Consider the following 12,972-nt stretch of genomic DNA (forward strand, 5'->3'; position numbering starts at 1 on the left):
CTGAGGCAGGCGGATGTGAATCCCGGAGTCCATTCGCCGTCCTTCAAACGGACCACCAAACCGTGAATACCGGTATGAGTCACGCAGGCCACTGCGCAGGCTCGGCAGCCTGTACACCATATGGTTCGCACATCTTCAATGATTTCTGATTCATCTACTCTGCTTTCCGGAATATTCCCGTATTCCTCAGGGGCATCAACAGGTCCGGTGACCCGGCAGGGCAAACACCGGAACGGATATCCGAGCCCCCCTCTTCCCTGCATTCCGGAAGTCAGCAGGTCATTCACATTCAACCCCGGGCCGTTCCAGCCGTGGGCAGCAGATATGACTCCTTTTTTTATGAGCGGAGAAGAAACAACCACCCTTCTGCAGCTTCCCCAGGGTGACTCAAGAAGCACCCAGTCCCCTGAATGAATTTCAGGTGACGGAAGATCGTCCGGATGGATCTCCACCGTCGGAAGGGGTTCGAGTTCCCTCAGGTTAACCACATTCCTGTGCTCTCCATGGAAATAGAGAGGGCTTCTGGCTCCTGTGGTGAGCTTCATAGGATATTCCATTAAAGGATCTGATGTGGGTGGAGGAACATACCAGGGAGCAGGAAGCAATCCAGACTTTTCCATCAGTCCGGGCTGCAGTTCTATTTTTCCTGTGGGTGTATTAAACCTGCCCCTTAAGAGATGCTTACTGTATTCAGTTCCCGGCATGAGCCACCCTTTCCGGCACAGCTCACTCCAGGTGTATCCGGAGGGTTGAAGGATGTGATCAAACCACCCCGTCACCTCAGACCAGGGGAAGTGCTCCTCAGCCACGATCCTGCCGAAGGAAAGAATAACCTCCATATCCGAACGGCTTTCCCCAAGAGGTTCAATTACCCTGTCGAAAGCCGCGAGCTGATACCACCAGTTCCTAATGCCCGACCGTTCCAGACAGGTACATACTGGAAGAAAGATATCCGCCAGTTCATTTGCGGCAGGACTCATGAACAGGTCAACCATAACGGAGAGTCCTGTTCTGCTCAGGAGTTTTCCCACCCGCTTCGGTTCAGCAAAACCGTTTGCGGTAAGCCCCGTTCCCTGATACCATGCGCAATCTATGCTGCGCCCTCTCTCAATCTCATCCAGCAGAACATCCGCAAGTGCATAGGGTACTCCACTGCCGATCATGGGATACTCCGAAACACCGGTTTTCGTTTTCTGAAGATCTCCCGCCAGATCACTGTCCACTCCCCTTCTGCTTATTCCGAACGGATCAGTCACAATGACATTCCCGCCGGGTATATCAAGGTTTCCGGAAAGGACAACGAGCGAGGTCAGGGCGTGAGCAGTTCCAAGGGCAGACGGAGACATATCCACGGAGACACCCCAGTGGAGTGCAGCTGGTTCTGATTGGCCGTAAAGCATTGCGGCATTGAAGATATCCTCAACAGGAACTCCGCATTCAGCAGAAGTCCTTTCGGGAGAAAAAGTTCTCACCTGTTTCCACACCTCATCCGCCCCGTTCACCCATCTTTCGGTGAAGAAGGTCTTCACCATATCCTCTTTGAAGAGCACATGAAGAAAACCCATGGCAAGAGCAGCATCCGATCCAGGGTCTATCGAAAGATGCACGTCGGCTCTTCTTGCCATCCAGGTCTCTCTGGGATCCACCACAACCATCCTTGAGCCCAGTTTCAGACACTGAACTATCCACTGTCCCAGAAAGCCGTCGGGATTGGTGTCCACAGGATTTGAGCCCCAGACCAGAATGCACTCCGGAAGGCGCCACCTGGAATCATTGTACCTCTGTGGAAAATACTGCGAACAGTCGGCAACCATGAAACCTCCGAAAACAGCGTTAGTAATACTCATTCTGGGCATCAGGCAGGCGCTGCCGCTACCGGGTCCCAGAGCGTAGTATTCGGAGCTTCCAAAGCCATAGGCAAGACGGGATAGCCAGGGGCCGATATCCCTCCCTGTGCCTTTACAGAAAATTACGCTGGAAGGACCATGCTTTTCTCTCGCTTCAAGAAATGCATCCCCTGCCATTCCGAGAGCTTCTTCCCAGGATGCTCTTCTCCAGCCTGCTCTGGTTTTTATCAGAGGGTGCAGCTGTCTGTCAGGATGATACACAGTTTCCGGGAGTGCCGCCCCTCTGGGGCAAAGAGACCCGCCGTTGAAAGGGTTCGACGGATCCCCACGGATCTCCACGACTCTTCCATCGTCGATCAGAGCTATTATTCCGCAGCCGTTGTGACAGCCCGGAGGAGTTGTGCAAATGGTTCGTACAGTCCGTAAAATACTTATACTCCCTTTATATTATCTGATGGAATATGTCTGATATGTGCTTCAGTGAATAGTATTGATTATCCCTTTCGGTGTTCCTTCTGCATCTGGATCGATGATCTGGTCTAACCTGCATCTCTGATAGAGAAGCAAGCTGGCATGAAAATCAAATTCTGATCACCATATGGACATTGATGTGTAAATCCTATATAACAATATGTATCAAATTATTATATCTTACTGGATTCTGGATTTCAGGAATGTTGTTGTTTACTCTCAATATGAAACGGAACTAAAATATGAAAACTCTTACTTTTATTCTTCTGATTCTCTGCGGAACAATGTTCGCGGAATGGGTCGATTTCGGAATTGACGGCATTGATCATGCCACACTCTCCTGTGTGGAATCAACTCCGTCCGGTATGATAATTGATATTACCATTCCGGGAATCAATATAACTCCTTCTCCTGAGAATGGTGTTGATTTTTCATACCTCAGTATTCCGGGAGCTACCATTACAGCTCTGGAACCCGGCTATCCGCAGTTTCCGAAAATCTCATTCCTCGCTGCGCTTCCATCTAATCCATCTATTACGTGCACTGTTGAATCGATGAGAACAGTCAGCCTGGGGAAGATCATACCTTTTCCTATGCAGCCGATACTGCCTGAGAATGCTATAGCATCAGCCCCTTTCACATACATTCCGTCCGCATATGAAACAGGAATCTATCCTTCAGAGATTGTGCAGTATAATGTTGATGGCATTCTTCGAGGCATTACGATGGGTCGATTTGTGATAAACCCGGTAACCTGGGACGCTGAAACAGCTTTGCTCACCGTATGTGTTGAACTCCGCGTCAGGATTGAATTCGGAGGAACAGTTACCGTTGACAGAAGACTTTACTCACGCTTCTTTGAACCTACTTTCAACCAGTCTCTGATAAACGCTGATATTCTCGGTGAACCTGACCGTACAACGTATATACAATCAAGCGGTCCTGTTTATGCTCGCACACGCGAAGAGGCAATGGATTTAGACGGCGCGGATCTTCTTATTATGGCGGGTGATGATTTCGTAGAAACGATGATTGAAGATTTCGTTACAGCGAAGTTCGAACAGGGTTATCTTCCTGCGGTTGTCTCAGCAGGCTCCTGGACCTATGCCGAGATCGCGGACTATATAAAAACCGCATACGATACATGGGAGCTTCCTCCCTCGTTTATTCTTACAATCGGAGACGGGCCGGAACTCACTGCATACTACGCTCCTACAGGTATCTGGAGTGATAATCGCTACGCCTGTGTAGATGGTCACGATTACATGGCGGATATTTTCCACGGCAGGTTTGCCACGCCGACGGATTACTATCCGAATGTACAGGAGAAGCAGCTTAGATGGCAGTTCAATCCGGTAATGAATCTGGATTTCTGGAACAACGTATTATGTGCAGGAGCACTTGAAACCGGTGGTGATAATACCGCGAACAGATGGTTCCTTTTTACATGCGAAGCTGTTCATGATACCTACGAAGACATTTTCGGAAAAACAGCTCACCGCATGTATCTGAAAGACACCTCTGTTTCTCCGCCGTATTATTACCGTAATGATCTTCCGTCTGCTGGACAGGAAATACCCGCTGAAATATCTTACACCGGATCAACATCGGGTGTTATAGATGTATTCAATAATGGTGTATTTATGGTACAGCACAGGTCACACGGCTCTGTTACAGGATGGAGTACTCCTTCATTCCAGATATCGGATTTCTCAAGCCTTACAAACGGGGACAATACTCCAACGGTCTTCAGTTTCAATTGCAGTACCGGGAAATTCTATAATGAAACATGTTTTGCCGAGTGTCTGGCAAGAATTGAAAACGGGGCAGTAATGGTTGTCGCTGCCTGTGGAGCATCTTACAGCTACTTCAACGATTACATGATTTACGGCTGTCACGCAAGTTTCAACGATGATTTCGTTTCACCTCCATACATTTATACGAGTTCTTCCGGAGGTTACCTCGCGGGACAGATGATGACGGATGGAAAACTGGAGATGCAGGTTTCCGCCCCGTTCAATCCCTACGGCAGCTGGGAATCTTATGCCGAGGATGAATGGGATCTGTTCCTTGTCTTTGGTGATCCCACGATGGACATGAGAACAAAGGTACCGGTTCCACTCAGCGTTGATGCGCCGCTGACTCTACCTGAAGGTTCTACCGAAACAGTATTTATAGTCTCGATGCCTGATGAGGGAGCAACCGAAGGAGCGCTTGTCTGTCTTCGTAAAGAGGATGAAAGCCTTTATGCAACCGGTCTTACCAACTCATACGGGCAGGTGACACTCACCTTCGAACCACTTATCACAGCAACACAGCTGGACTGGATGGTTACCGCTCATAACGCTCTGCCGGAATATGGTCTAATCAACGGTGTCGGAATTGCAGAACAGAAAGGAGCTGTCGAGATCAGCGTAGGCACCCCATTCCCAAATCCGAGTACCGGCATGATTCTTTTCCCTGTTTCACTTGACATTGCAGAAAACTTTGAGTTAACCATATACGACCTGTCCGGTCGTACGGTTGAAACCATTCACAATGATGAACTTGCAGCTGGAGCCCATGAAATCGTCTGGAATGGATGCTTCGGTGATAATCTTGCTCCGGCGGGTATCTATCTCGCAAGATATGTTACGGGAGACGGAAATACCGGAACTCTCAAGATTGTTCTTATTAAGTAGTTTTCTTCATAGCTGATAATGATCCCGCTCCGGACTCTCCGGGGCGGGATATTTTTTGTATACTAAACACATGATTACCGGCTATGATCCCGTTTCAAGAACGCTCACCACTGGTATCGGAAACCTGATAGATCTTATAAGGTTCCCCGATACTCTGGTTCCGCCCGAACACCCGCTGAATGTTCGTAGAAGACAGAAGGCTCATTTTGCATTTCAGAAGAAGATGGAAAAAAAGGGCTGGAAAAAGGAAATTCCTGTTGAACTGAAACTGAAAATCCATGGGATAAATTTCCATATAAGAGGCAGACTGGATCTGCTACTTGAATCGGATGGGAATTTCACTGTTCTCGAAGTGAAAACGATTCCTTTTCAGCCGGATTTTGAAGATCCTGCTGACAGTAGGATCAGACATGTGCTGCAGCTATGTTTCTATGCAAAAGCGCTTGCCGGTGAGCGACATATATCCCCGGAATCAATTCAGGCCAGTCTTGTCTACCTTGTAATAAAAACTAAAACGCCAGAGAGATATGATTTCCCGTTAGATGTGTTTGGAATGAGGGTTGAAGAAGCCTGGCTCAAACATCTCGAGAATATTGCTGATTATCTGAATGAAGAGGACGCTCAAAAGAGGAAACAGGTTTCCGCTCTTGAAAATTTCAGTTTCCCCTACGGTTCCCTCCGGTCCGGTCAGCAGGAAATTATCGATGATGTAAAAACAGCTATAACCGATCAGGCCTGCCTGATGATTCAAGCTCCGACGGGCACCGGAAAAACAGCTGCAGTTCTGTTCGGAGCTCTTCAGGAAATACTCCCGCGAAGATTAACACTGTTCTTTCTGACTGCAAAAAACACTCACAAGCAAATTGTTGATGAAACTCTCAGGCTGATCATCAGCGGGGGGCTTCCGCTTCGAGCAGTATTCATAACGGCAAGAGAGAAAGTATGCCTGAGAGGAAGATCATCCTGCCTGCCTGATGATTGCCCTTTTGCCTCAGAATTCGGAAAAAAAGTGAGAGAATCAGGTGTGATACGAAATCTCCTGAACCGGAAGGTAATAGGTCCGGACAGTCTGGTGGAAATGGCTGAGAGCGCTGGTGTCTGCCCGTTTGAACTGCAACTGATTATTTCAACAAGATGTGATGTTGTAACATGTGATTACAACTACGTTTTTGATCCGCATGTCTATCTCAAGCGATTCTTTCTGGAGAAATCCACTTCAGCTTCATGCTCTCTCCTGATCGATGAAGCGGCAAACCTGCCGTCCAGAGCAAGGGATTACTATTCCCCTGAAATAAGGCTATCCTGGGTTGAACTACTTCTTGATGACCATGAATGTCCGCAGTACAGAAGGAAACTGCTTGACCCCTGGGAAGAAAAATTCCGGGAATTTAATAATCTTCTGAACGAGAATAATGGACAGGAATATGAACTCCCGCCGGATACACAACTCGAACTGCATATTGAACAATGGATGAATCATTTCATTGAGCTGAGAGACGCTCCAGAAGAACTCAGACTGATGTTCAGATCGATCCTGGATTTCTCGAAAATATCTGACTCCTATGACAGCAGGTTTCATCTGCTCTTCCGTGCGAAAAATAATGACAGAGTTCTGCAATGGTTCTGCACAGATCCTTCCGAATTCCTGAATGAAAGACTTCAGGCCTGCCACAGTTCCATTGCGTTCTCCGCGACACTCACGCCATTTAACCATTTCAGGGATTTGCTTGGATTCCCTCAAGAACCGGAAACCAGAAATAGAAGCATCTCTTACCCGTTTCCGGAAGAGAATCTCGGTGTCTGGATTGATCCGAGCATAGATACAAGATATAAAAGCAGAACGTTGTCAGTAACACTTCTCGCTGAGAAATTGAGGAATATCTATTCAAGCATACCCGGAACATGGCTCGTCTTCTTCCCATCTTATGTATATATGGATCTGATCAGAGGATTTCTTGATGAAAGCTCCTTGCCACTTCTGATCCAGACTCCCGGAATGAACCGTGAAGAGAGAACATCCTTCATCTCTCAAATAGAATCAGGTTCCCATCTTGTCCTTACGGTCTCGGGTGGGATTTTCGCCGAGGGAATTGATCTGCGATCAGAAACCATCAGAGGAGCTGTAATTGTGGGACCATCACTTCCGGGAATGAACCTTCGTCTGAAACTGCTTTCCGAAAGCTATTCAATCCGAAATAGAAATGGTTTTCTTCATACATGGGCAATTCCGGGCATTGTGAGAGTAATTCAGGCAGCTGGAAGACTCATCAGAAATGAAGAACAGCGAAGGACGATTATTCTTATTGGGAAGAGATTCACCAGGTATCCCTACATAGGTCTTCTACCTGAACACTGGTTCAGTAATGGATCAATACAACTGTTATCCAACGGATTGGATGATATAATAAAGTTCTTGAAATGAAGATGGCGATGCAATGCATCGCCATCTCTCTCTGAATAGATAAAGCTTACTCAGTTATTCCTTCGACACCTTCAATAACTTCCCCGGCGTCTTCAATAACTTCTTCTACAGCTTCTTCAACTTCTTCTACAGCTTCTTCAACTTCTTCTACAGCTTCTTCAAGGCCTTCTTCAGCCTCTTCTAAACCTTCTTCAGTGGTTTCTTCTACTACTTCAGGGGTTTCCTCTACTACTTCAGTGGTTTCTTCGGTTGCTTCAGGAGTTTCGGTTGCGTCATCAGCAGGCGTTTCACCACAGCCAGCTGCAAGAACAAGAAGGAAAGCCATAAGAATTCCTGTAATGAAATATCTCATATTAGCTCCTTTCAGTTTTCAAATAGATTTTTCTAGAGTTGTTAATGTTAAAGACCCCCCGCTTCATACACAAGGGTAACAAATAAGACACGTTCAAGTTAATGTCAAGAAGAAAATCAGGCTCGCCGATCTACTCCAGGAAAAGGGTCTTGATATGCCCGAAAGTAAACTGATCCAGGGCCACAGTAGCCAGTTCCACCTCATAAATGATATCAGATGTCTGGTCTGATACCCAGAAGTTATTCCCGTCATACACAAGAGCCATCGCATTGATACTGCCTGATATCCCACTCAGATCATAAGTATCGACAACAGTACCGTTCGTTGTTACTTCAACAATAGTTCTGTTGTTTCCGGTGGTGAAATATAGGTTGGTTCCATCATACGCCATATCTCCAAGTCCTGAATACGGAACCGCGAAAGAACTCAGAACTGAACCACCTGTACTTATCTCGTAGATCGTCTGATTACCACGGCATGACATCCACAGGTTACTTCCGTCCCAGGTCAGCCCGATATCGTATGTGCCCGGACAGGTGAAAGTAGAAACATACGTACCGGAAGTAGTGTATTCATATACGTCTCCAGGAGATCCGGTACTAAGAAGGAACATTCCCCATAAGTTTGTCCCATCGAAAGTTGCGCCGCATCCGTTCTTACCGCCCGGTTCACTGGGCTTGAACTGGCTTAATATTACTCCACCGGTTGTAATTTCATAGAAACCATCGTAGAATCCGCCAAGAAGCCAGAGGTTCGTTCCGTCCCAGGCAAGCCCGTTCGTGTACTGATCAGGACTGCTGAAACTTGACAAAACGTTGACTTCACCAGCGGCAGCCAGAACAGAAAAAATGAGAGTAACAATTAATACACCCCTCATAGCAGCCTCCTCCTGCTTATATGATACATCATGCATCACAATAAGAAACAATACTATCTGCATTAATGAATTACCAGTGGTTCATTCGCTCAGTGAATGAATGCAGTACATGAATATAGAACTGTGGTATTTGCTCAATCAGGAAAAAGCGAGTTGATCTTCATTGTATTTCTAAAATGCACCTTCGCTATACTGTCCAGAACATCTGATCCGTACTTCTTAACGAATTCTCTGCAGACTGAGTCAGTTTCCTTCCCGGCACCTGGAATAGCTCTGATCTTATATCGATCCGCAATTACTTCCAGACCATTAAGATACGCATCTCTCGCAAGAATTGAGGCAGCTGCGACTGCCGTATCGGATTCTCCCCCTATACGAAGGTCCAGTTTGTAATCGCCAGAGGGTAGCAGATACCTGATTCTCTTTTCAGGACAGAATTTATCGATAATAATTCTTGTTGGCTTCCGAACATGCTTCAACAGGCGGGATATCGCTTCCGCGTGGCATTCAGCCAGGAGATCAAGACTGTTCTTTCCGGATACTTTCAGTTGAATGAATCTTCTGTTGTATTCGGTCGGATTTACTGAGATAACAGTTGAGATTTTCGGTGCAATACTACGTATTTCTCCAGCGTATTTCCTTATAACTTTATCACTGAGTTTTTTTGAATCAGTAACACCAATCTTCTTTAAGTCAGCTGCAAGATCGGCATCAGCATACACCGCCGCTACTGTCAGCGGTCCCATGTAATCACCTTTTCCAGCCTCATCGGTACCTATCCATGTTTCATCCGCTTGCTGGGTTTCATCATTTAATAGCAGATCCTCAATTCTCTTAATGAGAACTATGTCACCACCGGCTGGAATTACCGTAAACCCATTTTTCTTTGAATAATAGAAGTTGAATCCGCAGCTGCCAGAACCATCGGCAAACCTGATCTGGATTCCATTGACCAGATCCTTTCGACTTTCCAATCGTATCCCGTTTTTTCGAAGAATTCTGACCCCGTTATCAACCAGTTTTATCAATTCGCTCAAAGAGGTTACTCAATCTCCGGAGAATATACGGAAAAACCAGGATTTTCTACCTCAATTGGAGTCCCAATGGTGTAATCCTCGAGAACACATACGATTTCTCCAATAACAATAGCGCTTCGCATGAGTACAGGCATATGACGTTCATCATCAGTTAGCCATACCCAGATTTCCCCCTGCTGATCAAATATTCCCTGCGAGCGAAGTTCAGGCTGAACCATGATGCAGTCGAACTCACCGGCAGGAACCCTGATATGATCATGCTCATACACGACTATTTTTAAAGGATAATTGTCGTTATCGATATGGCTGTCTATATAGTATGTGTTTCCAACTTCGAGCGGAAGAGTTCGCACGAAGTAGAGGCAGCTCAGAACGTCAAGCGCATGGGCCGGAATTTCCATTTCCATAAGTGAGGAATCTGTTTCTTCAGGGTAGTAGACCATTCCAGCATCCTGATCGAACAGGACTTCTTCCTGATATCTGAAATCCCCTTCATGAAGGTTCTTATAAAATCTCAATGTATGGAATTGGACAATATCAAGATAAGCCTCATTTAAATCATTAACTTCGAAGAAAGTGCTGAACGCAGGATTGGATTGAGCTGTCGCGGATATTCTATAAGCCAGTAATCCATTGTACTGCTCTGGGCCTGTTACAGCCAGAACTGCAGTTCCAGCTTTGAGTATGCCATATTCTACACTGAATTCAAGCCTTTCTCCCGGACCGAAAGCTCCATTTTCCACATACCTGGGAAGATATTCATCGATTGAGACAACTTCAGTCGAATCAGAATCAGTAAGAAGAAGGCTTAGAATAAGAAATATTACTGTCATATATGCTCGCTTCCTTTTTAATTAAGGTACCCGCAGATCGGAAAGATGTTCCTTCCCGGAAAGTGTCTGCAGGGCTTTCTCCCATATTTTTCCAATAACCGGATAGCTGAATCCGGATACACATGTGTTCCTGGCTCTTCTGCCCATCCTCAGTGCCATATCGGGATTATCAAGCAGGAAACCAGCCTGTGCGGCAAGCTGTCTGTGATTACCCGGAGAATGAAAAAGCCCGGTTTCACCATCATTAACCAGATCAAGAAGACCGTTTGTCGCTGCGGCAAGCAGCGGCAGACCAGTGCTCATTATTTCCATTCCAGCTCGTGATACTACTTCACTTCCAAGGCTGGTTACAACACCAATACCACCATTTGAGAGGATTTCCCGGATATTGTCTATCCTTCCAGGCAGGTTCAACCTGTTCCGCACACCCAGATCTCCGGCGAAAGCAAGCAGTTCTTCCGGAGATTGCTGAGATGGAGGCCCTATAATAGTAGCGCATACATCCTCAGGCAGCAGTGCAAGTGCACGAATCAGTGTTCTATGGCCTTTCATGGGGCTTAATCTTCCAATTGAGATTAGCTGGCGGGGAAGCGTTTCCATATGTTTCACAGTTGAAAACATTTCGGTATCGACAGGATGAGAAATAACTGTAATTGCTCCCTCCCGTTCTCCTGCATACCCTCTTTCAACCATGAAACGGGATGGAAAAACCACCAGATCAGTTCTGCTGTCAATGATTCTCCAGAGTCTACCAGTACGCGGCTTTCTGATGTCACATCTTATTCTGACCAGAGGAATATCACTGGCTGCAAGGGCACATGCAGTCTGGCCATCAGCTCTTGTGGTACAGATAACGTCAGGAACAAATTTCTTAACGAGCTTTTTAAAAGGCAATAAGCCTGTGACTATTGCTGATTTCTGAAGACAAAGACCTGAGACATCAAGTCCCTGCTCACCCGCGGTTTTCTCAACCGGACCACCAGGTGCAGCCTGAAGAAGTACTGTGTGACCGAGTTCATTCATCATTCTGGCCAGAGCAATGCCGCCAGCAGCAGAAGCATCAACTCCATAGCAGTTAACAGTTACCAGAACTCTCAAGAAAACCTCCCCTGGTTTTTTCTTCATGGATACCCTGGTATAATTGAATCTGTCAATGCTGCAATATACCATAGGAAAGAGATACAGATGAACCGTTTCCTTCCATCGGATAGAATGACTTCTATCAAAATGCCGCCTATATCCGCAATAATGCGCAGGATAGCGCATCTGCGATCAGAGGGAAATGTGATCTACAGCATGGCTCAGGCTGTACCATGGTACCCACCTCCGGTTCCTTCTCTTGAAAAACTGGCTGATAACTTGAATGATCCATCTCTTCACAGGTACAGCCCGGATCCTGGCTACCCATCGGCAAGGTCTGCGGTAACCGAGGATTTCAGAAAGCGAAGATCAATCGATCTGGATCCAGCAGGCGAACTGCATCTAACATGCGGAGCAAGCCAGGCGTTTCTAAGTGCTCTTCTGACCGCAACATCGGCGGGAGATACTGTTGCAGTTCTGGAACCGTACTATTTCGATCATGTATTTGCTATCAAATTCAGTGATCTTGATCTTTATACAATTCCAATGATCGAGGAAGATGATGATTGGAAAATACCTATGGATGAACTCGATAGAGTCCTCCAGAAGGTTTCCGCTCTTGCCCTCGTCAATCCCGGTAATCCCACCGGAAAAGTTATCTGTGACAGTAATATGAAGAGGATAGTGGAAATGACCGAGAATTCAGGTACGTTCCTGATCCTCGATGAAACTTATGAACGGTTTGTGTTCACTGGCGATAAATGGCATCCCTGGCAGGAAAAGCGTCCACGACATGTGATGACTATCGGCAGTTTTTCAAAGAGCCTCGGTATGCCGGGATGGAGAATTGGATATTTATTCGGTGCTGCTGATCTACTGAAGCAGGCGCTCAAGGTCCAGGATTCCGTGGTTATATGTCCACCTTCTCCTTCACAGTTCCTGCTTGAAACAGCACTTATGGAAGAAGACTGGATATTGAAAATGTCTGAAGGTGTAAAACGCAGACTTGTACTCTGCAGGGAAGCTTTAAGCGGGAATAGATTCCTTTCATGGAGGGAAGCGGGCGGAGCCTTCTTCACGCTTGCCTCATATGAAAGCGGAATGACTTCACAGGAAGCTGCCATGCACATTCTGGATGAGTATGGCTTAGGTACCATTCCAGGCTCGGCATTCGGACCGTCTGGAGAAGGACACTTGAGGATCAGTTTCGGTTGCCTATCAGACGAAGAACTGGAACCGGCAATGGAAATTCTGTCAGGAGTCACCTTTCCCGAATAATCCTTGCCTGGAAATCTCCCCGGAACTTCACTGCGATTTGCCCTCAAGAGCTTCTCGAATAATCTTTTGAAGTTCTTTCATAACATATGGCTTA

Annotated in this window: 9 protein-coding genes; 3 read left to right on the forward strand and 6 right to left on the reverse strand. The window is 46.5% G+C overall.

Going from position 1 to position 12,972, the window contains the following annotated elements; translation table 11 throughout:
* Positions 1–2,186, reverse strand: a 2,186-nt coding sequence (locus K8R76_03510; GenBank protein ID MCD4847240.1) for a molybdopterin-dependent oxidoreductase, incomplete at its 3' end; no start/stop codon positions are given.
* A 374-nt stretch (positions 2,187–2,560) separates the two neighbouring features.
* On the opposite strand from K8R76_03510, the gene K8R76_03515 reads away from it, so the two are divergent.
* Complete coding sequence (locus K8R76_03515) at positions 2,561–4,999, forward strand: T9SS type A sorting domain-containing protein (GenBank protein ID MCD4847241.1); 2,439 nt, start codon at positions 2,561–2,563, stop codon at positions 4,997–4,999.
* Positions 5,000–5,054: 55 nt separating this feature from the next.
* On the forward strand, positions 5,055–7,421 hold the full coding sequence (locus tag K8R76_03520; GenBank protein MCD4847242.1) for a PD-(D/E)XK nuclease family protein: 2,367 nt from the start codon (positions 5,055–5,057) through the stop codon (positions 7,419–7,421).
* A gap of 46 nt (positions 7,422–7,467) precedes the next feature.
* Here the strand turns inward: K8R76_03520 and K8R76_03525 are convergent, their stop codons facing one another.
* The 5 genes from K8R76_03525 to K8R76_03545 form a co-directional block, all read right to left on the reverse strand.
* Complete coding sequence (locus K8R76_03525) at positions 7,468–7,773, reverse strand: hypothetical protein (protein MCD4847243.1); 306 nt, start codon at positions 7,771–7,773, stop codon at positions 7,468–7,470.
* Between the two features lie 130 nt (positions 7,774–7,903).
* Entirely contained in the window at positions 7,904–8,650 is a 747-nt protein-coding gene (locus K8R76_03530; protein MCD4847244.1) for a hypothetical protein, read from the reverse strand.
* A gap of 134 nt (positions 8,651–8,784) precedes the next feature.
* Entirely contained in the window at positions 8,785–9,687 is a 903-nt protein-coding gene (locus K8R76_03535) for a ribonuclease HIII (GenBank protein MCD4847245.1), read from the reverse strand.
* Positions 9,688–9,692: 5 nt separating this feature from the next.
* On the reverse strand, positions 9,693–10,520 hold the full coding sequence (locus tag K8R76_03540) for a DUF3108 domain-containing protein (GenBank protein MCD4847246.1): 828 nt from the start codon (positions 10,518–10,520) through the stop codon (positions 9,693–9,695).
* A gap of 21 nt (positions 10,521–10,541) precedes the next feature.
* Entirely contained in the window at positions 10,542–11,618 is a 1,077-nt protein-coding gene (locus tag K8R76_03545) for a glycosyltransferase family 4 protein (GenBank protein ID MCD4847247.1), read from the reverse strand.
* Positions 11,619–11,705: 87 nt separating this feature from the next.
* Between K8R76_03545 and K8R76_03550 the strand changes: the two genes are divergently transcribed.
* Positions 11,706–12,878: a pyridoxal phosphate-dependent aminotransferase gene (locus K8R76_03550; GenBank protein ID MCD4847248.1), complete on the forward strand. Its 1,173-nt coding sequence runs from the start codon at positions 11,706–11,708 to the stop codon at positions 12,876–12,878.
* Positions 12,879–12,972 lie beyond the last annotated feature (94 nt).

This window comes from Candidatus Aegiribacteria sp. (assembly GCA_021108435.1).
GTDB lineage: Bacteria > Fermentibacterota > Fermentibacteria > Fermentibacterales > JCC-6 > Aegiribacteria.

What these genes read in the sequence shown, in the direction of transcription:
- K8R76_03515 (MCD4847241.1), top strand. Translation starts at nt 2,561, where the DNA reads ATGAAAACTCTTACTTTTATTCTTCTGATTCTCTGCGGAACAATGTTC.
- K8R76_03525 (MCD4847243.1), bottom strand. Translation starts at nt 7,773, where the DNA reads ATGAGATATTTCATTACAGGAATTCTTATGGCTTTCCTTCTTGTTCTT.
- K8R76_03550 (MCD4847248.1), top strand. Translation starts at nt 11,706, where the DNA reads ATGAACCGTTTCCTTCCATCGGATAGAATGACTTCTATCAAAATGCCG.
- K8R76_03540 (MCD4847246.1), bottom strand. Translation starts at nt 10,520, where the DNA reads ATGACAGTAATATTTCTTATTCTAAGCCTTCTTCTTACTGATTCTGAT.
- K8R76_03530 (MCD4847244.1), bottom strand. Translation starts at nt 8,650, where the DNA reads ATGAGGGGTGTATTAATTGTTACTCTCATTTTTTCTGTTCTGGCTGCC.